The organism is Grimontia kaedaensis (genome assembly GCF_023746615.1).
Taxonomy (GTDB): Bacteria; Pseudomonadota; Gammaproteobacteria; order Enterobacterales; family Vibrionaceae; genus Enterovibrio; species Enterovibrio kaedaensis.
In genome coordinates, this window is the sequence record NZ_CP082275.1 from 3,031,812 (window position 1) to 3,055,723 (window position 23,912).

Sequence of the window (23,912 nt, forward strand, 5' to 3'; positions counted from 1 at the left end):
TTGAGGGCCTCGCAAGAAAAGTGCGCCTTAAATCATCCCCTTCAACCACTTCACAAAGCTCTCCGTACTCTCATCCTGCACATTGCTGATCAGGTAATACCCTGCGTTGGCTTTGATGGGCGAAAACGGTGACACCAACCTTCCCGTTTCCAGCTCATTGTCGATAAGCGCCATCCGTGCCATGGCAATGCCTACGCCCGCTTCGGCGGCAGACATGGCCATATCAGTCCGGTTGAAGAAGTGGCCGCGGTCGGTGGGTACCGAAAGCTGCATTGCCTTGGCCCAGTTTCTCCACTCCAAATCTTTCTCCGCTTTTTCCCATGGCATGGCATCGTGCAGCAAGGTGACTCCCTGCCAATGTTCGGATTTACCAGCATCGTTTTGCAGCCACTGATGACGCTCCAGGTATCTTGGGTTCATCACCGGCAGCAGGTATTCGTCCAGCAGAAGTTCGGCATTCGGGTGTTTGAAAGGATGCGGGCGATAGTCGATGGCAAGGTCAAAGTCCCGCGTGTCCGCGTTTACCAGTGCGCCTTCAGCGAAAATTTGCACCTGAATGTCCGGGTTAACGTCGTGGAAGCTTTCGAGTTTCGGTACCAGCCATTTAAACGCAAAAGAGGGCGTGAGCTTGAGGCGGATTTCCTGTTTCTTTCCGGTGTTACGCTGCAAGCTGGCGATTTCTGCATCAATTTCTGCTAAATGGAAACTCACATTTTGATGAAGCTGTTTACCCTTTTCGGTCAGACGAATACCACGGGAGTGACGTTCAAGCAGAGTGAAGCCCAGTTGCTGCTCCAGTTGCAGCAACTGTTGGCTCACCGCCCCGGTAGTCAAGTGCATGGCTTTAGCGGCACTGGTTAATGTGTTGTGCCTCCCAACTTCCGAAAAAGTATAAAGGGCACCGAGATGTTGGCTTTTGAGTGTTTGCATCTTTGCTTTTAGAAATTCTATACACAGAGATTAATTTAAATCGATTGTTAGGGTTGTGTAAACACCGCAAACTCGCCCTGTCTGATTGGGGAGAATAATTATGAAAGCATTGGTATTGGGAAGTGGCGTTGTTGGTTTGATGAGCGCCTGGTATTTACAGCAGGCAGGCTACAAAGTCACTGTTGTTGATCGCCAATCTAAAGCGGGCGAAGAAACCAGTTTCGCCAATGCAGGGCAAATTTCCTATGGTTACTCTTCCCCTTGGGCGGCCCCCGGTATTCCGCAAAAAGCCATTCGCTGGCTGATGGAAGAACACGCAGCGCTGAAGGTCAAGCCGACGCTGGATCCTCAGTTGATCAAGTGGGCGACACAAGTGCTGTCGAACTGTCAGCTTGATCGTTATCAGGTGAACAAATCCCGCATGTTGGGCATTGCTAACCACAGCCGTGAGTGTCTGCTCGCGCTTCGTGACAAGCACAACATCGAATATCAGGGCCGTCAGAAAGGCACACTGCAAATCTTCCGTAATCAGAAGCAACTCGATGCGGTAGAAAAAGACATCGCCCTTCTGGAGCAAAGCGGCACCCGCTATCAACGTATGACGGTCGAAGATTGCATCAAGCAAGAGCCGGGATTGGCGTCTGTGAGCCACAAGCTGACTGGCGGTCTCTACCTGCCGGATGACGAAACGGGCGATTGCTACCTGTTCTGCCAACAAATGACCGAGCTTGCCAAAGCGCACGGCGTGGAGTTTATGTTCGACACCGAAGTGAAGAATGTGAAACGTGAAGGCACCCGCATTGTCAGCGTGGTAACGGACAAAGGCGAGCTGGAAGCAGACGCTTATGTGGTCGCGATGGGCAGCTACTCGACCAAGTTTATGGCAGGTCTTGGTCTGAGTATTCCTGTGTACCCGGTGAAAGGTTACTCGCTCACCGTGCCAATCACTGATGAAATGCAGGCACCGACATCAACCGTGATGGACGAAACCTACAAAGTCGCCCTGACCCGCTTTGACGATCGTATCCGTGTCGCAGGCACCGCTGAGTTGGCAGGCTTCGATCCTTCTATTCCGGAAAAGCGCAAAGCGACGATTTCTATGGTGGTGAAAGATCTGTTCCCACACAGCGGCGATTTCGACAAAGCCGAGTTCTGGACAGGTTTCCGCCCGATGACGCCAGACGGCACGCCGCTGATTGGTAAAACGCCGTTCGACAATCTGTTCACCAATACCGGTCACGGAACGCTGGGCTGGACCATGGCATGTGGCTCTGGTCATCTGCTGGCGCAAATCATCTCCAAAGAGATCACCAGTAATGTCGAGGGTCTGGATTACTTCCGCTACGCGGGATAACACACCTGACTAAGAGAAGGAGCCACAAGGCTCCTTCTTTGCTTTCTTCTCCCGAGAACTATCTTTCCCTCTTTCCCCTTCCCGCTTTGTATCAAGAATAACGCGCGCGCTTTTTCCCCCCACATCTAGGCTCAATGCATCTCTTTTCAATGAGGGTTTATCATGTCAGTCATTCAACAGTTCAGCCTTGATGGTCAGGTCGCCATTGTGACCGGCGCAGCCGCGGGAATTGGTCGCCGGATAGCAGAAGTGTTTGCTGATGCAGGCGCAGAGGTGGTGGTGAGCGATTTGGATTTGGATGCTGCTAACGAAGTCGCCTGCAATATCAATACGACGGGCAGACATGCTATCGCCGCAGCCTGTAACGTCACCAAAGAAGAAGACAGAGCTGCACTGGTTGAACGTGCTGTCACGACGTTTGGCAAGGTAACTATCCTTGCCAACAATGCTGGCGGTGGCGGCCCCAAACCCTTCGACATGCCCATGGCAGATTTTGAGTGGGCGTATCAACTCAATGTATTTGCACCGTTCAGGCTGATGCAGCTTTGCGCGCCGGAGATGGAAAAAGCCGGCGGAGGCGCGGTGCTTAATATCAGTTCGATGGCTGGCGAAAACAAGAACTGGATGATGGCCTCTTATGGCTCTTCGAAAGCCGCCATCAATCATCTCACACGCAACACCGCTTTTGATTTAGGTACCAGGGGCATTCGCGTGAATGCCATTGCGCCAGGGGCTATCCGCACAGCGGCGCTGGAGAAAGTGCTCACCCCGGATAATGAAAAAGCCATGCTGAAACACACGCCCCTCGGAAGGCTCGGGAAAACCGATGATATTGCGCTCGCCGCACTGTTTCTGTGCTCACCCGCGGCAGCTTGGGTGAGTGGTCAAGTGCTGACTGTCAGCGGCGGTGGTTCACAGGAATTGAGCTGAAGAAGACGGAGATAACCCCTCCTCGCATCTCCCCTAAAAAGGGTGAGCCAAGACCGGTTGTGTCCTTCCCTTTAAAAGGGAGAAACAAGGATGGGGTTAAATAGGAGAAATCTTACTTTTCCATCTCTGCTTTCAGGTTGTCCAAACCCGCTTTATAGAGGCTGGTGATGGCTGAAATGGCTGTTGCGTCGTTGAGGTTTTCAGGCGGATCGTTGTTCGGATAGCCACGGTAGAATCCCGCCTTCCACGTCACGATACTTTTATCACCTTCTGCTTTCACTTTGATGGTGGACTGGTAATTGGTGACAGGAAGCAAGGCAGTGTTTTCTTTGGTGATCTTGTATTTGAGCATCATGGCGTCAGGGTTGTAGCGTTTGATCTCTTCCGTCACGCTCTGGTCACCCACATACACCACGCGAACCGCCCCTTTCTCGGTCGGGTTTCCTGATTCCATGACCACTTTGGTGACAGGTGGCAACCAGGAAAGGCTGTCGAATGCTCCCGCGGTTTTCCAAACTTTGTCAGCCGGCGCATTGATGGTGACAGACTCAGAGACTTTGAGCCTTGATGGGCCATGAGCATTGGCCATGGAAACGCCGACAATCCCTGCCAGCATCACAATGAAGGGAAGTAGTTTTCGTAACATCCGCTGTTCCTTCTCAAACCGTTTCGTTTCTTTATAACGACGATCAGGAAAGAACAGAATCACGCCAGTGGCAAAAGTGTTTTCTGTTTTAAGTGAATATCCTTGTATTGCCTACCCACACTGGAGCCCAAACGTAAAGGTGAGGTCCTTATCTATGAACCGCTTCCTATGAACCGCTTCGACCGCTTTATCAAACTTTGAAAACGCCACAAAAAACCAAAAAGAAAAAACTTGCATTTTATTTCTATAATTCGTCATAAATCATAAAGAAAACAGTTTGAACTTCATCGCAAACAGATTCATGAGCCACTTTAGAAATCAACTGGGTCATTCATTTAATTTAAAACTAAGAGGTGTCAATCAATTAAAGTTAAACACAGGAAATAAATTAAAAAACATAAACTTAAAACAACAATAAAAGGGCGGAAGCAAAAAAATAAAACAAACAACTAAATTAGAGTTAAATGAACTTTAAAAATATGAAATAAAAATCGAAATATATTGTCACGTTGGGAATTTAGGTTCACCCAGAAAAATCAATCAAAGGGTATATCTCAAATGAAAAAATGGGCTTTATTATTATCTTTTTTAACAACAACAAACGTACTTGCTGGTAGCGATGTCTACCTAACAAACAACTCTAGCCAGACTCTCACTATCAATATTGATCATTCCGGCTCTGACTTACTTGAACATGGAGATGAATGGTTCCAACATACTCAAACATTGGGGCCTTGGGAGACTCAACCCGTGTTGACTTTCAATCGATGGGAGGGGGTTAAAGCAGGTAAAGAATATCGCTTCACCACTGTAGTCACCAATGAATCTGGTCAGCAATCTATGTTGCACCAAGTCATGAAAGGTCATTGGAGTCACTCTTCTATTTCCTATGGTGTCAGCGCAGATGATGTGCCTTTACACATGAAGAATGACCGGAATATTCACCGTTTCCATACCTCATTGTTTCTGGACCGTCCTACAGAGCTGGCCATGAAGTCTGTTGCCACCGCCAGGTATGACGATCTTTATTACACCATCACTCCTGAGAAAATAGACGAGCCTGAAGCCCCATCTGAAGATACGTTAAAAGTCATGACGTATAACATTTGGGCTTTACCATTGATTGCCTCTCATATCGGAGACCGGTTCAATATCATCCCTGAATACGTGAAAGGCTATGATGTTGTTGCGCTGCAAGAAGTCTTTGCTAATGGGAGAGGCAGCTTCCTCCGCAAACTGGCCGCTGAATATCCTTATCAAACCCGAATGCTGAGTCAGAATAGTTCAAATATATATGATGGTGGTGTGATCATTGTCAGCCGCTACCCTATCGTGAATGAAACACAATTTGTCTTCCCTGATTGCTCGGGTACAGATTGCTTCGCAGATAAAGGGGTAAATTACGCGGAGATCATCAAAGGCGGAAAGGCCTATCATGTCTTTGCCACACATACGGCTTCTTTTGATACCGACACCGCAAGAGAATACAGGCAGCGACAGTTCCAACAAATTCGGGCTCTCGCAAATTCACTCGATATTTCTGCAAATGATACCGTCATCTACAGCGGAGACTTCAACGTGAACAAACTTAAGTTTCCCGGTGACTATCAACAGATGATCGAGAACCTCGCTGCTATCGAACCCACCTACTCGGGCTACACCGAATCAACATTTGATCCACGTATCAACAATTTTGCCGGTGAAGCGCTATCCGGTGGAGAGCACATAGAATATCTCGACTACGTCATGATCAGCAGGGAGTATGGCTCAACTACCGCGACCAATGACAACCGCGTCGATGTTCCCAGAACAACAGACGCGAGACTATGGAAACACTGGAATCTGTCTGATCACTTTCCTGTCACCGCGGTGATTCAGCAATGAAAAAAGTCGTTTTCGGCTTGGTGCCTGTCTTACTGACAGGCATCTTCATTGGGTTAGGAAGTGGCGCTGATACACCTAATGTGGCTGTCATACCGACAAAAGCTGATGTCACCAATACGCATCAAACTGAGCCTGAAATCTCTTTAACGTTGCTCGCTAAAGATAAGGTTTCCGCCTCAACAAACCTTGAGGTGAACAGTTCATTGTTCAGCGATGATTTACTCTTAGGGGATCTTAAACGCTTAAAAGGCGAGCCTCTGCAACGATCTTTACAGGCATTTTGGACTCACTGCTCTGGGAAAGAAAATTGCGACGAGCGCTTGTTACAGCTTCAACAGCATCTCTCCGCAGTTAATTATGATCTGCTCGCCACTTTCCCTATGCGAAGTGAAATTTGGAAAACAGTCCAATCCACCGTCCCACTCACCAATGACAATACGACTGAAGAAAACATCGCTATCTTCAAACACTACGGAGAGGAGACTTGGGGTGAGCACACCAATGTGATGTTGGCAGATGCATTCACTATGCTGGATTTTAAGCAGCAAACACAACAGCTAAACCATGTCCCAGCCGATACCTTTTTGTCGGAGTATCAATCTCTCCTCGATCACTGGCGTGAAGATTTAAAGGTACTGGCGCTTGAATCAGGGGTAAATCAGTATGAGCAGGGCCTTGCTCTCATTCCTATCAGTTTTACCGACGAGCAACGCAGTATGATCCAAAGTCAACTCGCAAGTTATTACCTCAAACCTAAGGAAGCAGAGCAGGTAATGGCCCGTGAGCGAGTGGTAGTAGCACAATCAGAAAAAGTAGCGCGTTATCAGGCAGCCCTTTCCTCTCTTGAAGCATCATTGGAATCAGCACGCCTTTCTACGCACTCTCATCTCGACAATGAACGTTGGGAAGAATACAAAGCAGGAGAAATCAGCGTTTTTCGGCGCAAGTTCTTTTCAACAGGCACTAATTAGAAACAATGGGGCTCCCCATTTTCTTGAGAGCCCCACATACAATATACTTCAATAGCTGAGACCCGTTACGCTCAGTAAATCCGATATCTTCAACTATTAAGCGTGTTTTTTAATAAACCCTTTGATCTTCGGCGCTATTGCCTCGCGGTAACGGCGGCCATTGAAAATACCGTAATGGCCGACGCCTTTTTGTTCGTAATGCATTTTCTTAGATTTAGGGATTTTGGGGCAGATGTCGAGCGCGGCAGCTGTTTGACCTCGGCCGGTAATGTCATCCAATTCCCCTTCAATGGTCAGAAGTGCTGTCTTTTTGATGGCAGCAAGATCGATAGGTTTGCCACGATATGTCATGGTGCCATTTGGTAGGTCATGTTCCAAAAACACCTTACGGATGGTGTCGAGGTAGTAATGGGCAGGCAAGTCCATCACGGCCAGATATTCGTTATAGAACTTGCGGTGCGCTTCTGCGTTATCGCCGTCACCTTTGACCAGATCGCCAAAAAACTTAAAGTGCTTTTGCACATGGGTATCAAGGTTCATCGACATAAAACCGGAAAGCTGAACAAACCCCGGATACACCACTTGTCCAGCACCTTCGTATTGCTCGGGCACAGTACATATCACATTGGACTCAAACCACTCTAAATCCTTGCCGCTGGCGTAGTCGTTCACTTCAGTGGGATTGATGCGGGTGTCGATAGGTCCGCCCATCAAAGTCACGGTTGCAGGCGCGGCGGGGTTCTTCTCGGCAGACATCAGCGCTGTCGCTACCATCAAGGGCACACTTGGCTGGCATACTGCAATGGCATGAGTGTCTGGCCCCAGAAGCTCTAAGAACTCGACCAAATAATCCACATAATCATCAAAATGAAACTCTCCTTCCATGAGCGGCACATCGCGGGCGTTGCGCCAGTCTGTCACGTAGACATCATGATCCGGCAGGAAGGCATCAATGGTGCCGCGCAATAGCGTTGCAAAATGGCCGGAAAGCGGCGCGACAAACAACACTTTAGGTTGATTGGGTTGCGCTTTGCTGCGGCGGAAATGCAGCAGATTACAGAAAGGCTTATTGGCAATCACATTGTATTGAATCGCGAGTTTCTCACCGTTGATGACGGTGGTATCCAACCCCCAAGCAGGTTCGTCGTAGCAATCTGTCAGACGCTCCACCAGCTCCATAGAGGCATCAAGCGTTCGGGTTACCGGCGAGGTTTTCATTGGGTTCCAGGGCGCGGCATTCACATCCCTGACAAATTTGACCCAACTGTTCAAAGGCTTGATGGCATCCATATAGGTTGCGTTGAATTGGTAAAGCATAAACCGCCCCTTAATTCTGGCTAACTACAAAGGTGATTTCATTTTTATTAGCGATAGGTTGCCGCTTATTGATCCACCACACAAATAACATACTAGCCCAGATCGAGGCGTTAACGCTTTGGCAAACTTCTATACAGACATTGGTGCAAAAATAACCCCGAAGTCACATAATCACTCACACACATATCACCAAGTCACTCTCAATACATATCGGAATATATAACTTTAAAATTGACACAATAAAAAATAATTCGTCATTTTTACCATTAAAAAATTATTAATATCTTACTAAAGCATCTAATCACAGGTTAGACCTCCATCACGAAAAAGTGGTTTTCAAACCGCTACATTGCCACCTGTATAGACAACTTATTAGCTGTATAAGCATGGTGGTATGTATGCTTTCAACCTTACTCTCCGAGCACCGCATCGCGGTGGTAGATTCCGTCTCTGACTGGAAAGACGCCATTCATCAGGTGTGCGCACCTTTGGTGAAATCTGGCGATATCGAGCCTGATTACCAGTCCGCCATTATCGACACCACAGAGTCGCTTGGCCCTTATTACGTGCTGGCACCAATGATTGCCATGCCGCATGCCCGCCCGGAACAGGGCGTGAACAATAACGCGCTTTCCCTGCTCGTCGTCCGAAATGGCGTCGAGTTCCACAGTGAAGAAAACGACCCGGTGAAACTGCTGCTTCTGTTGGCTGTAAAAGACAGCGATCAGCATATCGAGCGTTTGATGAGCTTTGGCAACATGCCAGTGTCTTTTGAGCAAACCCATATCCCAGTCGCGGTTTGCGATGGCTTTGAATTCAACCAGATTGAACACTCAAAATACGGCTACATGGAGCAGATGACAGGCAAGAAAGTACTGACCCGCGAACAAGATATTTCCGCCTTTAATCTGCGGGATTCAGAGCTGGCAGAGCTTCTCAATGTTGATGAAGGACAGGCCATGATCGAGCTTCGCGAAGTGGTCTCTTTTGATGATGGCACGCCCTTCGAATATACCATCGCCACGATTAACAGTGATTTATTTAATATTCATCAAGTTACCCTCCGTTAGCGCTTACTTTCCCACCAGCCCTTCCTGGGGGCGGGTTTACCGCACTACGTTCATTGCATTCCCACTGGAAAAACACCTGTCTCATTCCTAATCTTTCATGAGACACAAAAGTCTTATTCAGGCGGGGAAAACAATGAGATACATCTTCACACTTACCGCGTTGTTGATGTTATTGAATGGCTGCGACAGCCGTGAGCTCTCTGAAAGTGAAAAGTTGGGGGAAACACAAACACTGGCCTTAAATCTCGCTGTCTCTGGCCATGAAGGCAGTGCTAGCTCTGAAGCGGCGCTTTACTTTGCCTCCCTGATTAAGGAAAGAACGAAAGGTCAGATAACGGTTTCAACAGCCAGTAAAGCCCCCCATACCAGTGAAAGAGAACTTGTTGCCTCTGTACAAAAAGGTGAAGTAGATTTTGCGGTGATCACCAGCTCAAAGCTGTCGTATCTCTCCCCTGCGCTTGAGCTGTTTGATTTACCTTTTTTCTTCACAGAACATGACCAAATTAGGCAGGTTTACAAGAGCCCCGCAGGTCGACAGTTACTCAATAACCTTAATAAGAATGATATTGTCGGGTTGGCGTTTTGGGATGGCGGATTTAAGCACCTTGTCACTACATTCCCATTGGATAACGCATCACAATTTAAAAAGCGCCGATTTCGCGTCACTGAAAGTGCCACGATTCGTCAGCAATTCTCCGCCTGGGGCAGCCTCGCCATTCCCGTATCGGAAGAGATGGTCACATTGGCTTTCTCAAATGGAGATCTAGATGGTGAGGAACTGACACTCGGCCAACTTTCTGCAAGGCGAATCACTGGGCAAAGCCTTTATCTGACGCGACATGGTCACCAAACCCAATTGTTGATCATGTCTGAACACACCAAAAAGAAGCTATCACCTGCCCATCTTGACCTGATTGAAAGCGCCGCCAACGTTGCCACTGCCTTCCAATATGAAATCGCGCTGCGGAAAGACAGCATAGCACTGGCTAATTTGAATGAAGAAAGCATTACGCAGAGTCCCCCTAGTTCTTTGCTCGCTTGGATGAAGCAAACCTCTTCAGGTGTTTTAGAGAAAAGTCGAATGCATATCGGCACGTCTTATATCGAGCAAGTACTTCAAGGAAAGGAGAACTGGAAGCAGCCCCACCCAGATAAACTCATTGTTGGATTAGACGCTGATATGATCGGAAGTGCTGCTATTTCAGGGCTATCCATTCGCCGCGGTATCGAACTGGCTCTGGATGAAATCAACCGAAAAGGTGGGATCTTAGGCAAAGAGGTAAAATTGATCGTCCGGAACAACTCCATGGTGCCTTCCAGGGGGTTGGATAACATTGAAGTTTTTTCAAAGTTGCCGAACCTGATTGCCGTATTCGGTGGTATTAGCAGTCCAGTGGTTCTGGCAGAGCTTGATTTGCTCCATGAGCGGAAGATCTTGATGCTCGCCCCTTGGGCTGCGGCCACTCCCATAGTCAACAACGGTAACGACCCAAATTTTGTCTTTCGGGTCTCAGTCAGGGATGAGTATGCCGCTCAGTTTCTGCTTGAAGGCGCTCTGGATGTTACTGACAACATTGGGTTACTGCTCGTAAATAACGGCTGGGGAAGAAGTAACTTCGAAGGCTTAACGAAACAGATGGAGCAGCGTTCACTCGTCCCCGCTCACATTGAATGGTTTGATTGGGGCGAGAAAAACATGGAAAACAAGGTCCGTAACCTCATAGAGAAAGGCGCTGAAGCTGTCATTTTTGTCGGTAACGCGGTAGAGGGTGAAAAATTCGTCACTCACTTAGCCACACACCCTACACCACCCGTTGTTTTTTCTCATTGGGGCATTACAGGTTCAGAATTCGCCAAGCGCTCTGAGGAAGCACTGAAAGCTGTTGACCTACGTGTACTTCAAACTTTCACCTTCATAGAAAACAGTACACCTGCTGCCAGAGCCTTGGTTCAACGCTATCACCAACGCTATGGCACCAACCATGAGTCTGATATTCAAGCACCATCTGGCACGGCGCATGCCTACGACCTAATGCATATGTTGGCAATTGCCGCAGAGAAAGCGGGCACTGCCGACATGTCAGCAATTCAAAAAGAGCTGACCAAGCTGGAGCATTACGATGGACTGATGAAACCATACCGCTCTCCTTTCAGTGATGGAAAGCAAGATGCACTGACTGCAAAAGATTACCTTTTCTCATTTTATAAGGATGGGGCCCTTTACCCCCTGGAGCATGACCAGTGATGGCCAAGAAAACCAGTATTGCCAATCGTTTCTCCAGGCGACTACTGCTTCTGCTGGTTTCTTTCTTGTTCGTGCTTGTCGGCGCCACACTCGTCATGGAGATGCTCCGTGTAGAACGCCAGTTACAAAACAAACTTCACGCAGAAGCCTTTAATACGTTAAGCCTGCTCGACCTTGAACTCAAAACACAACAGCGGGCAGTTTCACGCACTGCGCAAAGCCAGCTCTCCATTAACAGCCTGATAAATATCGGTAGCGGGCAATACTATTTCCACCACGCATTAGAGGATTTGACGCTCTATACCGCCATTGAAGACGCGCTATTATTTGATTATGCCGGAAACGCACTTGATGAAAGAGAAGAAGACGTCAGATGGTACAGCCCAAGCTTGGTGACCGACACCTTAGCTTCTGGCCGTGGTTATCTGATATTTCTCAATGGCAGCTTTTATATTATTGAACCTATTAGTTATTACTATGCAGTTCAGGGTGGCATCATCGCCAAAATTAATTTGGATAACCTCACCCAAACGGCACTGGAAAACCTGGGTCACAGTTATCATCTCAATGTGCACCAAAAATGGGGATTTACCGAAGGCAACATCGACGCCCCAGGTATCAAAGTGTCCAGAAAGCCTTCTCCAAACATGCTCATCAGCGACTTTGACATTTCGATTACACTTAATGAACCCTATATTTCCATGCTTGGCGTAATCACTCCCTGGCTCACCAACTTCAGTATTCTCGCCTTGATCGCCATGCTTCCTCTTGTGCTCATTACCCGCCACTTTGGACAAAAAATGGCCACGCCCATTGTCGAACTTGCCAACGAAGTGAAAGCCGGTAAATACCCTGTAAAAACGTCGGCATCTGACGAAGAGCTCACCACGCTCGCGGAATCATTCAATCAGGCAACCCTCGAAATCAATCGAATTAACGAGCTCAATCTACAGGAAGAGCGTCAGTCGGGACAAAGTCAGTTGTTGGCGATCGTCGACACCGTGATGGATGCCATTATCACCATTGATTCGAAGGGCTATGTTGCCACCTTTAACCCAGCCGCAGAAGGATTATTTGGTTACAGAGCAAATGACGTCATAGGCAATAAAATCAACATGTTAATGCCAGAAAACTTTTCGAGAGAGCATGATACTTACTTGAGTGATTACTTATCAGGGAAGCAGGCAAAAATCATCGGTGTTGGTCGCGAAGTGGTCGCTAAGCGCAAGAATGGCACCACTTTTGCGGCAGAGCTATCAGTCAGTGAAATGCGAGTATCTGGAAGGCGAATGTTTACAGGCATCATTCGTGACATTACTTCTAGGAAAAAAGCCGATGCAATGAAAAGCGAATTTGTTGCTACCGTTAGCCATGAACTTCGCACACCTCTTACTTCTATAAGAGGCGCGCTTGGGTTAATCCTCGGTAAGTTCTCGGATGAATTACCCGCCAAAACACAGAAGATGTTGTCACTAGCTCTGAGGAATTGTGAGCGACTCACCCTGCTAATCAATGACATTTTAGACATAGAAAAGCTCGAATCCGGTCAAATGACGTACAACTTTCATCGCAACAACCTTTACAGCATCATCACACGATCAGTTGAAGACAATTTGGATTACGCTCGCCAGCACAAAGTAGGGATATCATTCCAAACCGACACAGAAAGCGCCTACATCAATGCAGACTCCACACGATTACAGCAAGTTATGGCAAATTTGCTTTCTAATGCTATTAAGTATTCCAACGTTGGTGATACTGTTGAGGTCTCTTTGAGCGTTCAAAAAGACACGTACAAAGTTGAAATCACAGATACTGGATCTGGCATCCCCAGCGAGTTCCATGAAAAAATATTCCAGCGTTTTTCTCAAGCAGATAGCTCTGATACCCGACGTGTTGGCGGTACAGGCCTTGGGTTGGCCATATCCAAATCCATCATTGATGCACATCAGGGCGAAATAAACTTCTTCTCGACACAAAATGAAGGCTCAACATTTTTCTTCACCTTACCCTTTGATACAAGTTCATTGCAGTCAAAAGACCAACAGAACGCTTTACCACTGGCTGCATTCCAAATTTTATATGTTGGAGCGAAAACCAGCTTACTGAAAGATCTTCGAAATCAGTTTTACCCCTCCTGCGAGATCTCCGGAGCAGATACGGTATCGAGAGCAAACCTAGCTTTAGGCCAGCAACCATTTGACTTAGTCATGGTTGAATATCCCCTTTCTGAGTCGCTAGACAAGCTGATGGATCAGCTTAGCCGCCGAAAAATTCCAACAGTATTTCTCACTAGAGGGTCTCAGGATATTCCTCTGTCTGAAGTGGTAATTGCCAGCCATAACATTCACGCCTTGAATATCGACAGTCTTAAATCTGAACTGCGTCTTATACTTAAGAAAACATTTCCTAGAGAGGCGATGTAATGGGTAAGCCAATTACTGTGCTTTACGTTGAAGATGATGAGGACATTCGTGATGTGGCGGAACTCGCATTAGAAGGTGACGACTTTATCCTTCTGACATGCGAATGTGGCGATGTCGCTTTGGAAAAGGCCGCGTTATCAAGCCCAGATCTTCTTTTGTTAGATGTCATGATGCCCGATATGGATGGCCCTACGACGCTCAGACATCTCAGGGAACTGCCACATTTGGAGAGGACACCAGCCATTTTTATGACCGCTAAAGTTCAACCCTCGGAAATCAAGTCCTATCACGAGTGTGGAGCTATAGGCGTTATCAGTAAACCGTTTGACCCAATGCTACTTGCAGACGAAATCAAAAAAATAATGGAAAGGCGCAGTGTATGAGACCTTCTCAAGTCAAAAAGTTTCAGGAGCAACAAACCAAGTTCGCCAAAAGCGTCTCTAAACGCACGAAGCGCATTAAAACGCTGTGGAATAAAATCCAAACGCAGAAAACCTCTGATTTTTGCGAACTGGAAGAATTGGTAATGGAAGCGCATAAACTTGCCGGCACCGCCACTACGCTGGGCTTTGTCGATCTTGGAGAATGCGGCCGTGACATTGAAGTATTACTGAAACCCCACATTGAGAACCAAACGCTGCCCATCGGTCATGAAGATATAGACCGCCTAATTTTAGGCATCGACGATATCGCCAAAATCGAACCCAAAAGCCCTGATGATTTAACATACGGTGAAGTCACACTACTTCACGAGCAAGATCGTACCAAACAACTGATATATGTGGTTGCAGAACAACCTGACGATGCCACCGAAATGGTCGAACAGCTCCAGTATATCGATTACGAAGTGGCAATGTTCGAAACAGCCACCGAACTTAAAGTCGCACTCGATCAAGAAGCACCTTCGGTACTGATTGTTGACCTCATCGACTTTGAACTCCTTGATGACATCACTAAAGTCTGGCGTAAAAACAGCGGGATACCTTTAGTTGTACTGAGCACAACAGAATGCTGGGAAAGTCGCCTGCGTGCTGCCAAAGCTGGTGCGTTTACCTTCTTCCATAAGCCTGTTGAGTATGATGATATCCTCGGTTTGCTAGATTCCCTCTGGGAGACCAACAATGCCCAATACCGGGTATTGATTGTCGAAGATGACCGAACACTTGCCGAGCACTACTCCATTGTGCTTCAAGGCGCAGGAATGAAAACCTGCATAGTAGACAGCCCAGATCATTTGCTCGATGAACTGGGTGAATTTCACCCTGATCTAGTGCTGATGGATCTGTATATGCCGAAGTGCTCAGGTGTTGAAGCGGCCAGCGTGATACGCCAACATGTTGCGCACACCAATGTGCCTATCGTCTACCTTTCCGGTGAAACCGATCTTAAGCTTCAAATGAAAGCGCTACAGGTCGGCGCGGATGATTTTCTGACTAAGCCCATTAACGACTTACACCTGACACAGGCCGTCTCCATTCGTGCCCGCCGTTTTCGTGCGCTAAGCGCCATGATGGACAGAGACAGCCTAACCGGATTACTCAATCACTCTAACCTGAAAATGGCGCTGGAACGTGAGCTTTCGCGCGCCAGACGCCATAAGTCTCCCGTCAGTTTTGTGATGATTGATATCGACCACTTCAAATCCATCAACGACAAGTACGGTCACCCTGTCGGTGACAAGGTCATCAAAGGTGTCGCGCGCTTACTCAATTACCGCTTCCGCAAAACTGATACCAGCGCCCGCTATGGTGGTGAAGAATTCGCATTGATCCTGCCCGATACGCCCGCAGATATCGCGCTTAGGCTGATTGATGAATTCCGCAGTACGTTCGCCAAAACGCCGTTTTCAAACGGCCCCGAAACATTCACTGCCACCTTGAGTGCAGGCATCGCGACATTTCCCGAGTTTGATTCTATTGAGGGTCTTATCGAAGTGGCCGACTCGTCACTCTATCTGGCAAAAGAGCGGGGAAGAAACCGTGTAGTGACCCATGTTGAGCTAGGGAACAGTGATGACTCTCAGGAAAAAAACACCGCATAACAACCTGATAGTATCTCATTAGGGTCTGTTGACCTTTGCAAGAATTTTGAGAGAAATTCGCGAAGGCTTCGCCATTTTTTCGCGCCATGCTTTGAAGAATTCAACGCACAGGGAGCGAAAAATGAAAACCTTACTTCTCAGCATGGCAATGGGCGCAGCATTCACCGCGCAGGCCGCCAACGTCGATGTTAAAATCACCAATGCCACCGATGGCATTTATTTCACCCCACTGATCGTTGCTGCTCACAGCCCGGATGCTTATCTGTTCCGCACCGGCGAAGCAGCATCTGCAGATGTCGAAGCCATGGCAGAAGGTGGCGATATTTCTGGCCTTGTTACACTGGCTGAAGGCGTTGGCGCTGCTGTAGAGGCAAACCCGGCAGAAGGCATTCTGGACCCAGGCGCATCCACTTCCACCACGCTTTATGCAAATCATGGCGATGTGCTTTCTATCGCCGCGATGTTGCTACCTTCTAACGATGCGTTTATCGGTGTAGACAGCTGGAAAATTCCAAAGAAAAAAGGCACCTATGTCATCAGAGCTAATGGTTATGACGCGGGCACAGAAGCAAATGATGAGCTGGCAGGCAGTGTTCCGACGCCCCCTTTCATCACTTTTGGTGAAGGCGGCACAGGTGTCGATACTGAAGTCGCCAATGAAACCGTTCACATTCATCCGGGTAATCTGGGAGATACTGATGCGACGGGTGGCCTGAGCGACTTCGACAGCACCAAACACCGTTGGCTCAACCCAGTTGCCATCATCACCGTCACCGTTTATTAAGGAGGGCGTGGTATGTATCGCTTTGCTCTCATTGGCGCAGCAGCGCTGGCACTGGCTGGGTGTCCCCTGCAAAAGGAATACACGGTCACCGTAGAAAACCTGACGGATGCGCAACCTATGTCTCCGGTCACGCTGCTAACCCACAGCAAAACCAACACGCTGTTTGAGGTTGGCCAACCGGTTTCTGTCGCGCTGGAAAAACTGGCGGAAGGTGGTGATAACAGCGATGTTCTTGCTTATGAAGAACTTCGCCACGTGGAAGATGCCCTCTCTGGTGCATCGCCGCTACCTCCAGGCGCATCAGAAAGCTTCAATTTGCAGCTGAATCGCAAGAAGACACGTTACCTTTCGATAGCATCTATGCTGGTCAATACCAACGATGCGATCGTCGCAGAGTCTGATATCGACCTTCGTAAACTGCGTCCGGGTCAAAGCATCACCATCACATTGCCAGTATGGGATGCCGGCACTGAAGCTAACTCTGAAAGCCAAGGTACAATTCCTGGTCCAGCAGCAGGAGGGGAAGGCTTTAACGCTGCGCGTGATGATGTAGACCGCCTTCGCATTCACCCTGGCGTGCTATCTGCTGATGACGGATTGGATGACTCAGCACTGAATTATCGACACCGCTTCCTCAACCCAGGCGCGAAAGTCACCATCAAACGCGTTTGGTAGTGCGTCACCAAAAAAGAACAAACGGGCACTGTTGAAAGTGCCCGTTTTACTTTCCGGTCTCGTAGTTATGATAAGCTGATTGGAAAGACGATATATGCGGGAGATCCAGTGCTGAGTTTTATCGAATCACAGGAAAGTGTTGTCCGTCTGCTCACTTTTTTTTCCATTTTCGGGGTGATGGCAGCTGCGGAATGGCTATTTCCCAAAAGAGTGCTGACGGTCAGTAAAGCGAAACGCTGGCTGAACAATATCGCCCTGATGATGCTCAACACCGCGGTGCTCCGTGCTATTTTTCCTCTCGCAGCGGCCGGTTTCGCAGCTTGGTGTTCCCGCCAGGGGATCGGTTTGTTCAATGTGTTTGATGCACCACTTTGGCTTTCAGTGATCCTGAGCATTGTGATGCTTGATGGCATCATCTGGTTCCAGCATAAACTCTTTCACACCGTTCCTATTCTCTGGCGTTTGCATGCGGTTCACCACGCAGACATAGATTTAGATGTTACCTCAGGTGCCCGTTTCCATCCGGTTGAGATCCTTCTTTCCATGCTGATCAAATTCGCGGCTATCGCGCTTTTGGGCGTACCTGTGGTGGCCGTCATTTTGTTTGAAGTCATCCTCAGCGGTATGGCATTGTTTAATCACAGTAACGTTGCCATTCCCTTGCCGATTGACCGCTGGCTGCGAAAAATCGTGGTGACACCGGACATGCACCGTGTGCATCACTCTGTTCACCGCAACGAAAGCGATTCGAACTTCGGTTTTAATCTTGCTATCTGGGACAGGCTGTTCAACACTTACCGCGCGCACCCCGATGAAGGCCATTACGGCATGACTATTGGTATAAAAAGCCAGCGGGAAGAAAGACACGTCGTCTGGCTAACAGGCCTTCTTGCCTTGCCATTTCGATTGTTCAAACGTGCCCCTGAGAAAAAACAACAAAATAACTCTCTCTGATTCAGGACTGGATACCCATGACCAAAGTGATTGTCACTTCGCTTAACCCTGCCAAAATTGCGGCTGTGGAAGCTGCCTTCAAAGAAGTATTTCCTAACAATGACATGACGTTTGAAGGTGTGTCTGTCTCCAGCGGTGTCGCAGATCAGCCAATGACCAGTGAGGAGACGTTGGCAGGTGCCAGAAACCGCGTCCATAACGCCAAAAAGATGGTTGATGGCAATTTCTACGTGGGTGTCGAAGCTGGGCTGGATGCACCCTATACTTTCGCCTGGATGGTCGTGGAATCCGCAGACCGCATTGGTGAATCACGCTCTGCATCCGTGCCTTTGCCACCCGCCGCACTCCAAATGTTAGAAGAAGGCAAAGAGCTGGGAGACGTGATGGATGAAATGTTCAATGAGCAGAACGTGAAGCAAAAAGGTGGGGCGATAGGCATGCTCACAGGGCACCTGCTGACGAGAAGCTCGGTCTACCATCAGGCGCTGATCCTCGCCTTAATTCCGTTTATAAATCCGGAGTTGTTTCCGACGGAAGATAACTAAAGAGAGCCTAGGTCCTGCAGACGACATTGAATAAAAAAGCGGCACTGCTAAGAGGCAGTCGCCGCACATTTTTTCCCTAGAACCTGTTTTTCCTAGGATCTTCTCTTCCTGATCTTTACTTGTCCAAAAGTTCTAGCAACCACTGCTTTTGCGCATCATCCAGTTGCTTCAATTCGTTAGAGCCACGGGTGATGGTTGCAATGCCTACGCCAAGCATCTGACTGAGTTGTCGCTGGCTCACCTCACCTTTCAACAACTCGTTGAGAATGTTGACCCGGGCAATCAGTGCGCTGCGCTCGTCAGGCGTCAGCAACATCTTTAACAGTTTAGCTTCGTCCCCGTTGTCACTTGCTCTGTGGATCAAATCCAGCACATCTTGCCAGTCAGAATACTCCGGCGTCGCTTTCATGGTCACCTCGTAGAAATCGGTACTAATAACGCCGACATTATACTCCAAGTCTCTCTGTTTCTTAGGATCTGTTGACTCAATAGCGACGATTAGACTCACTTTCTGTCAGGAACTGTAGGGGCTGACCGAGCAACTTACGGTAGTAAATGTCATACATCAGCACGTTCTGCACGTAACCACGGGTCTCACGGAACGGAATGGCTTCAATAAACGCTATCGCATCTAGGTTCCCATCAGACTTCGCCAGCCAGCGGGTGGCGCGGTGGGGGCCTGCGTTGTATCCGGCAAACGCGAGAATGCGGTTTTCATCAAACTGATCCAGCAACATGCGAAGATAGCCACTACCCAGCCGGATATTGATTCCCGGATCGTTCAGCGTGCTTTTACCCAGATAACGGAAACCCAGCTTCTTTGAGGTTTCTTTGGCGGTGGCAGGCATTAACTGCATCAAACCGCGTGCGCCAACAGGCGATACTGCGCGAGTGTAGAAGGCGCTCTCCTGGCGCGATAGGGCGAGCAGAGTCGTCAGTGGGAGCTCACGCTCTTTACTGAAGAACTCAAACCACCAGCGGTGCGCTACTGGGAAGCGGTATTCCAGATGCCCCCATAGCTTTCCGGCGATCGTTGCCTGCACAGACAGGTGATACCATTTTTGGTCAGATGCGTACGCAGCGAGGTTGGCTTTCTGATCCCTGTCTGCATTGAGGAGCATGAATTGCCATTCGCGTTTCGCAGCGGTGATTTTATCCAGCGCCAGCAGCTCATCGACGCGCTTCAAGGCTTTGTTGAAAGGTGCTAATGCTCCCGGGTTAAGCGGCGTGGTTTGATAAGGAATATCAATCGGCTTACCCAATTCGTCTGCGGCAGCAACACTGTAGAAGTTACGCTCCCCAATCATGGATTCAAATATCGCGTTGGCTTCCGCCGCTTTACCAGCTTCTTTCAGCACACGGGCTCGCCAGTATTTCCACTTCAGCGAGTCACGCTCTTTTTCAGACATGATATCAATCCAGCGGCCAACGTCTTTCCAATCCGCTTCCACTAGACTCATACGCACACGGCGTTCCAGCAGCGACTGATTCACTGTTTGCTTGAGCTGTTTGTCACGCCATGTTGCAAGGGACGCATCTTCGGTCGACATCAAACGACCAGCAAGGTAATCCGCCATCGCCTGACGTTCATGTTTGTCGTAATGCTGACCTTCAACCGTTCGTTTGAACTGTTTCACTGCTTCTTCAGAATTGCTGCGCGCAAGGCGTTCAAAGGCAATACGGGCCAGGTGTCGATTAAAGGCGGTGACTTTGCTTTTTTTGGAGAAATCCGCCACGCCATGAGGCTTGTTATAAAGCGCCAGAATTTCTTTGGCCTGACGTTTGGCATGAGTGGTGGTTAGTTGCTTCTGAAGATAGGTCATCAACGACTTGTTGCGGTTATCAAACGCCAGCAGCATGCGCTCGAGCACCAGATTATCTGTCAGCTTGCCATTGTCTTTGAGGTAATCAAACAGCTTGTCACACGCCCTATCGACAGACGAACCTGACAGATAGAGGGATTTCGCCCCTGACAGCGCCAGCGATTTGTCGCCAGCTTTGCTATGCGCATAGTAATAATTACATTGATAACTCTCTCCCCGGGGGACAGTGTCCTGAAACGTCAGTAATTGCGACCATTTCCCCCGTGAAGCTAATACATTGAGGTGACGCGCCCGCACGGTGCCGGTAAACGGCAAATCAGCATGCTTTTTCAAAAAAGCGTTCACGTCTTTAGTGCTGGCACTATTGAAATCGCGCATAAAATCGCGGTAGTCCAGATACGGATAAAGTGGGTAATCCTTCACATTGGACTTCAGGCGAGAAAACGTCGCCATGTCGTTGCGCTCAATCGCAGCGATAGCTTTTTCGTAACGGGTACGTTGTTCGTCGATCGTAAGTGCATTGGCAGGAAAAACACTGCCAAGCAGTAGCACCATGCCGAGAGGCGCTGCAAAGTAAAATCTATCCACTGACGTTATATATTCTTTTGTAATTATTGAGTTTTTCATTAATAGCATTTCAGATGCTTCTCCCCGGCGCGCTTAGCTTTAAGCTTATACCCAATCCATCGAATTAGATGGAAGATCAGGTCCGTTGCACCATCTTCTATATATCAAACTCCCTGGCCTCTCGCTGCAAAGAAACTGTTACTGAAAACGACAAACGAGACATCGAGCATGAGAGATGAAAGTGTGTCTCTTTTGTTTTGTTTTTTTTCGCAGCAAATGGTTCCCGAAAACTATACTCTGACCAGCTAAAGTCTGACCTTTAATCGGTTTGAGACCTAAGGTCTGTTGATCTTTGATGATGACTTTTGCAGCAAAATTTAATCAACAAAGGTCAACAGACCCTTGGGTTGTTACAATGCATCAACGAAGCAGGTAGAATATCCGGCTAATCATTTCCATTTAGTGACAAGAGAACGCGAGCAGAATGGCTGAGTACGTTTATACCATGTCGCGCGTTGGCAAAATCGTGCCACCGAAGCGTCAGATCCTGAAAGACATCTCTCTGTGCTTTTTCCCGGGTGCCAAAATCGGCGTATTGGGTTTAAACGGCGCAGGTAAATCCACCCTTCTACGCATCATGGCGGGTATCGATACCGATATCGAAGGTGAAGCACGTGCACAACCTGGCATCAAAGTGGGTTACCTGCCTCAGGAACCAAAACTGGATGAAGACAAAACGGTTCGTGAAACTGTGGAAGAAGCGGTTTCTGACGTGGTTGATGCCCTGTCTCGCCTTGACGCTGTTTACGCCGCTTATGCAGAACCAGATGCAGACTTCGACGCGCTGGCAAAAGAGCAAGGCGAACTGGAAGCATTGATCCAGGCAAAAGACGGCCACAATCTTGATAACGCCCTTGAGCGTGCTGCGGATGCACTGCGTCTGCCAGAGTGGGATGCGAAAATTAAGCACCTGTCAGGTGGTGAGCGCCGCCGTGTTGCTATCTGTCGTCTGTTGCTTGAACGCCCAGATATGCTGCTGCTCGACGAACCAACGAACCACCTGGATGCAGAATCTGTGGGCTGGCTGGAACGCTTCCTGGTTGATTACAACGGCACCGTTGTAGCAATCACGCACGACCGTTACTTCCTCGACAACGCAGCAGGCTGGATTCTGGAACTTGACCGTGGTGAAGGTATTCCATGGGAAGGTAACTACACTTCTTGGCTGGAGCAAAAAGACGCGCGTCTGCAACAAGAAGCGTCATCTGAAAAAGCCCGTCAAAAGACTATCGAGAAAGAACTTGAGTGGGTTCGCCAGAATCCTAAAGGTCGTCAGGCAAAATCTAAAGCACGTATGGCGCGCTTTGAAGAGCTAAACACCACTGACTACCAGCGCCGTAACGAAACGAACGAACTGTTCATCCCACCGGGTCCACGCCTGGGTGACAAGGTTATTGAAGTGAATAACCTGACCAAGTCATTCGGTGACCGCGTCCTCATCGACGATTTGTCGTTCAGCGTGCCTAAAGGTGCGATTGTGGGCATCATCGGTGCCAACGGTGCGGGTAAATCTACCCTGTTCAAGATGCTAAGCGGCACCGAGCAGCCGGACAGCGGTTCTGTTGAAATGGGTGAAACCGTACAACTGGCGTCTGTTGATCAGTTCCGTGACAGCATGGACGACAACAACACCGTTTATCAGGAAATCTCTGAAGGTGCAGAAATTATCCGCATCAACAACTTCGAGATCCCTGCACGTGCTTACTGTTCGCGCTTTAACTTCAAAGGCAGCGATCAGCAAAAACGTATCGGCGACTTGTCAGGTGGTGAGCGTAACCGTGTTCATCTTGCAAAACTGCTAAAAGCGGGCGGTAACGTACTGCTTCTCGATGAACCAACCAACGACCTGGACGTAGAAACCCTGCGTGCACTGGAAGAAGCGCTGCTGGAGTTCCCTGGCTGTGCCATGGTGATCTCGCACGACCGCTGGTTCCTTGACCGTATCGCGACCCACATTCTGGATTACCGTGATGAAGGTCAGGTGAACTTCTTCGAAGGTAACTACGCAGAATACAGCGATTGGCTGAAGCAAACGCTGGGCGCAGCAGCTGCACAGCCACACCGAATCAAGTACAAGCGCGTGACAAAATAATCACCGCATGTCGAATAGAGGGTCACATCATGTGGCCCTCTTTATTTTGGTTACCTGCCAGTTAGCTTTGACTATCGATTGATTCATTATTAAGACGCGCAGAACATCACGGAGACTAAACGTCGAAGTAGAGATATAACGTCGACTCTCCTACACTTGGTGTAAAAGGAATTGAGGGCTTTTCAATGGCAGAACGTCGTAAATTTTCCCGCGTGGTGTATCGTACGCCAGCCACTATCAGGCAAAACGATAAAAGCTGGGAAACCAAAGTACTGGATCTTTCATTGAAAGGTGCATTGCTTGCCACGCCCGCCGGCTGGGAATCCGGTAACGCTGACGACTATGATTTGAGTTTTCGTCTGAACGATTCAGACATTGAGCTGGATATGGATCTGAAGCTTATTCAGGAAAGCGATGAATACCTGCGTTTTCAAATCGACCATATTGATATCGACAGTGCCAGTCACCTTAAACGTCTAGTGGAGTTGAACGTCGGTAACGATGATTTGCTTCACCGTGAAATTGCACAACTGACAGATCTGAAAGATACCGTATAATCGCGGTGGTCATATTAAGCGCATATACATGAAGTAGTAGT

General features: G+C 48.4%; 20 protein-coding genes. 15 read left to right on the plus strand and 5 right to left on the minus strand.

Annotated elements, in window-relative coordinates:
* Nucleotides 1-27: 27 nt before the first annotated feature.
* On the minus strand, nucleotides 28-930 hold the full coding sequence (locus K6Q96_RS13770; protein ID WP_251876465.1) for a LysR substrate-binding domain-containing protein: 903 nt from the start codon (nucleotides 928-930) through the stop codon (nucleotides 28-30).
* 100 nt (nucleotides 931-1,030) lie between these two features.
* Between K6Q96_RS13770 and K6Q96_RS13775 the strand changes: the two genes are divergently transcribed.
* Complete coding sequence (locus K6Q96_RS13775; protein ID WP_251876466.1) at nucleotides 1,031-2,284, plus strand: D-amino acid dehydrogenase; 1,254 nt, start codon at nucleotides 1,031-1,033, stop codon at nucleotides 2,282-2,284.
* 162 nt (nucleotides 2,285-2,446) lie between these two features.
* The gene (gene hdhA / locus K6Q96_RS13780) at nucleotides 2,447-3,214 is read left to right on the plus strand and encodes a 7-alpha-hydroxysteroid dehydrogenase (RefSeq protein ID WP_251876467.1); all 768 of its coding nucleotides are present in this window, start codon (nucleotides 2,447-2,449) and stop codon (nucleotides 3,212-3,214) included.
* A 112-nt stretch (nucleotides 3,215-3,326) separates the two neighbouring features.
* Here the strand turns inward: hdhA and K6Q96_RS13785 are convergent, their stop codons facing one another.
* Entirely contained in the window at nucleotides 3,327-3,860 is a 534-nt protein-coding gene (locus tag K6Q96_RS13785) for an SRPBCC family protein (RefSeq protein WP_251876468.1), read from the minus strand.
* Nucleotides 3,861-4,418: 558 nt separating this feature from the next.
* Here K6Q96_RS13785 and K6Q96_RS13790 point away from each other — a divergent pair.
* A complete protein-coding gene (locus K6Q96_RS13790) occupies nucleotides 4,419-5,744 on the plus strand; it encodes a sphingomyelin phosphodiesterase (RefSeq protein WP_251876469.1) in 1,326 nt (441 codons plus the stop codon).
* Nucleotides 5,741-6,715: a hypothetical protein gene (locus K6Q96_RS13795; protein ID WP_251876470.1), complete on the plus strand. Its 975-nt coding sequence runs from the start codon at nucleotides 5,741-5,743 to the stop codon at nucleotides 6,713-6,715. Before K6Q96_RS13790 ends, K6Q96_RS13795 begins: the two co-directional genes overlap by 4 nt.
* Nucleotides 6,716-6,811: 96 nt before the next feature.
* Here the strand turns inward: K6Q96_RS13795 and K6Q96_RS13800 are convergent, their stop codons facing one another.
* Nucleotides 6,812-8,032, minus strand: coding sequence for a polyhydroxyalkanoate depolymerase (locus K6Q96_RS13800; RefSeq protein ID WP_251876471.1), 1,221 nt, complete (start codon nucleotides 8,030-8,032; stop codon nucleotides 6,812-6,814).
* A 398-nt stretch (nucleotides 8,033-8,430) separates the two neighbouring features.
* Between K6Q96_RS13800 and K6Q96_RS13805 the strand changes: the two genes are divergently transcribed.
* The 9 genes from K6Q96_RS13805 to yjjX all read left to right on the plus strand — a co-directional run bounded on the left by K6Q96_RS13805 (nucleotide 8,431) and on the right by yjjX (nucleotide 18,772).
* Nucleotides 8,431-9,102, plus strand: a complete 672-nt coding sequence (locus tag K6Q96_RS13805; protein WP_251876472.1) for a PTS sugar transporter subunit IIA — start codon at nucleotides 8,431-8,433, stop codon at nucleotides 9,100-9,102.
* Nucleotides 9,103-9,235: 133 nt separating this feature from the next.
* Nucleotides 9,236-11,347 carry a TRAP transporter substrate-binding protein DctP gene (gene dctP / locus K6Q96_RS13810; protein ID WP_251876473.1) on the plus strand — a complete coding sequence of 704 codons (2,112 nt, stop codon included), beginning with the start codon at nucleotides 9,236-9,238 and terminating at the stop codon, nucleotides 11,345-11,347.
* A complete protein-coding gene (locus K6Q96_RS13815; protein WP_251876474.1) occupies nucleotides 11,347-13,773 on the plus strand; it encodes an ATP-binding protein in 2,427 nt (808 codons plus the stop codon). The genes dctP and K6Q96_RS13815 overlap by 1 nt, the downstream gene beginning before the upstream one ends.
* Complete coding sequence (locus tag K6Q96_RS13820; RefSeq protein WP_251876475.1) at nucleotides 13,773-14,156, plus strand: response regulator; 384 nt, start codon at nucleotides 13,773-13,775, stop codon at nucleotides 14,154-14,156. Before K6Q96_RS13815 ends, K6Q96_RS13820 begins: the two co-directional genes overlap by 1 nt.
* Nucleotides 14,153-15,814: a GGDEF domain-containing response regulator gene (locus tag K6Q96_RS13825; RefSeq protein ID WP_251876476.1), complete on the plus strand. Its 1,662-nt coding sequence runs from the start codon at nucleotides 14,153-14,155 to the stop codon at nucleotides 15,812-15,814. Before K6Q96_RS13820 ends, K6Q96_RS13825 begins: the two co-directional genes overlap by 4 nt.
* 121 nt (nucleotides 15,815-15,935) lie before the next feature.
* The gene (locus tag K6Q96_RS13830; protein ID WP_251876477.1) at nucleotides 15,936-16,598 is read left to right on the plus strand and encodes a spondin domain-containing protein; all 663 of its coding nucleotides are present in this window, start codon (nucleotides 15,936-15,938) and stop codon (nucleotides 16,596-16,598) included.
* Between the two features lie 12 nt (nucleotides 16,599-16,610).
* The gene (locus K6Q96_RS13835) at nucleotides 16,611-17,273 is read left to right on the plus strand and encodes a spondin domain-containing protein (RefSeq protein ID WP_251876478.1); all 663 of its coding nucleotides are present in this window, start codon (nucleotides 16,611-16,613) and stop codon (nucleotides 17,271-17,273) included.
* A gap of 108 nt (nucleotides 17,274-17,381) precedes the next feature.
* The gene (locus tag K6Q96_RS13840) at nucleotides 17,382-18,227 is read left to right on the plus strand and encodes a sterol desaturase family protein (RefSeq protein WP_251876479.1); all 846 of its coding nucleotides are present in this window, start codon (nucleotides 17,382-17,384) and stop codon (nucleotides 18,225-18,227) included.
* A 17-nt stretch (nucleotides 18,228-18,244) separates the two neighbouring features.
* Nucleotides 18,245-18,772 carry an inosine/xanthosine triphosphatase gene (gene yjjX, locus K6Q96_RS13845; protein ID WP_251876480.1) on the plus strand — a complete coding sequence of 176 codons (528 nt, stop codon included), beginning with the start codon at nucleotides 18,245-18,247 and terminating at the stop codon, nucleotides 18,770-18,772.
* 115 nt (nucleotides 18,773-18,887) lie between these two features.
* Here yjjX and trpR read toward each other — a convergent pair whose 3' ends face one another.
* Both trpR and sltY read right to left on the minus strand, forming a co-directional pair.
* Nucleotides 18,888-19,181 (minus strand): trp operon repressor, encoded by a 294-nt coding sequence (gene trpR, locus K6Q96_RS13850; protein ID WP_002538922.1) that lies wholly within the window; start codon nucleotides 19,179-19,181, stop codon nucleotides 18,888-18,890.
* Nucleotides 19,182-19,257: 76 nt separating this feature from the next.
* Nucleotides 19,258-21,183: a murein transglycosylase gene (sltY, locus tag K6Q96_RS13855; protein ID WP_251876481.1), complete on the minus strand. Its 1,926-nt coding sequence runs from the start codon at nucleotides 21,181-21,183 to the stop codon at nucleotides 19,258-19,260.
* 463 nt (nucleotides 21,184-21,646) lie between these two features.
* On the opposite strand from sltY, the gene ettA reads away from it, so the two are divergent.
* Entirely contained in the window at nucleotides 21,647-23,314 is a 1,668-nt protein-coding gene (gene ettA, locus K6Q96_RS13860; RefSeq protein ID WP_251876482.1) for an energy-dependent translational throttle protein EttA, read from the plus strand.
* A 185-nt stretch (nucleotides 23,315-23,499) separates the two neighbouring features.
* On the plus strand, nucleotides 23,500-23,871 hold the full coding sequence (locus K6Q96_RS13865; protein WP_251876483.1) for a PilZ domain-containing protein: 372 nt from the start codon (nucleotides 23,500-23,502) through the stop codon (nucleotides 23,869-23,871).
* The last annotated feature ends 41 nt before the right edge of the window (nucleotides 23,872-23,912 follow it).

Coding starts and splice junctions, on each gene's coding strand:
- K6Q96_RS13865 (WP_251876483.1), top strand. CDS start 23,500: ATGGCAGAACGTCGTAAATTTTCCCGCGTGGTGTATCGTACGCCAGCC.
- K6Q96_RS13775 (WP_251876466.1), top strand. CDS start 1,031: ATGAAAGCATTGGTATTGGGAAGTGGCGTTGTTGGTTTGATGAGCGCC.
- yjjX (WP_251876480.1), top strand. CDS start 18,245: ATGACCAAAGTGATTGTCACTTCGCTTAACCCTGCCAAAATTGCGGCT.
- K6Q96_RS13825 (WP_251876476.1), top strand. CDS start 14,153: ATGAGACCTTCTCAAGTCAAAAAGTTTCAGGAGCAACAAACCAAGTTC.
- dctP (WP_251876473.1), top strand. CDS start 9,236: ATGAGATACATCTTCACACTTACCGCGTTGTTGATGTTATTGAATGGC.
- K6Q96_RS13790 (WP_251876469.1), top strand. CDS start 4,419: ATGAAAAAATGGGCTTTATTATTATCTTTTTTAACAACAACAAACGTA.
- K6Q96_RS13785 (WP_251876468.1), bottom strand. CDS start 3,860: ATGTTACGAAAACTACTTCCCTTCATTGTGATGCTGGCAGGGATTGTC.
- K6Q96_RS13800 (WP_251876471.1), bottom strand. CDS start 8,032: ATGCTTTACCAATTCAACGCAACCTATATGGATGCCATCAAGCCTTTG.
- K6Q96_RS13805 (WP_251876472.1), top strand. CDS start 8,431: ATGCTTTCAACCTTACTCTCCGAGCACCGCATCGCGGTGGTAGATTCC.
- trpR (WP_002538922.1), bottom strand. CDS start 19,181: ATGAAAGCGACGCCGGAGTATTCTGACTGGCAAGATGTGCTGGATTTG.
- K6Q96_RS13770 (WP_251876465.1), bottom strand. CDS start 930: ATGCAAACACTCAAAAGCCAACATCTCGGTGCCCTTTATACTTTTTCG.
- K6Q96_RS13835 (WP_251876478.1), top strand. CDS start 16,611: ATGTATCGCTTTGCTCTCATTGGCGCAGCAGCGCTGGCACTGGCTGGG.
- K6Q96_RS13820 (WP_251876475.1), top strand. CDS start 13,773: ATGGGTAAGCCAATTACTGTGCTTTACGTTGAAGATGATGAGGACATT.
- K6Q96_RS13830 (WP_251876477.1), top strand. CDS start 15,936: ATGAAAACCTTACTTCTCAGCATGGCAATGGGCGCAGCATTCACCGCG.
- ettA (WP_251876482.1), top strand. CDS start 21,647: ATGGCTGAGTACGTTTATACCATGTCGCGCGTTGGCAAAATCGTGCCA.
- hdhA (WP_251876467.1), top strand. CDS start 2,447: ATGTCAGTCATTCAACAGTTCAGCCTTGATGGTCAGGTCGCCATTGTG.
- K6Q96_RS13795 (WP_251876470.1), top strand. CDS start 5,741: ATGAAAAAAGTCGTTTTCGGCTTGGTGCCTGTCTTACTGACAGGCATC.
- K6Q96_RS13815 (WP_251876474.1), top strand. CDS start 11,347: ATGGCCAAGAAAACCAGTATTGCCAATCGTTTCTCCAGGCGACTACTG.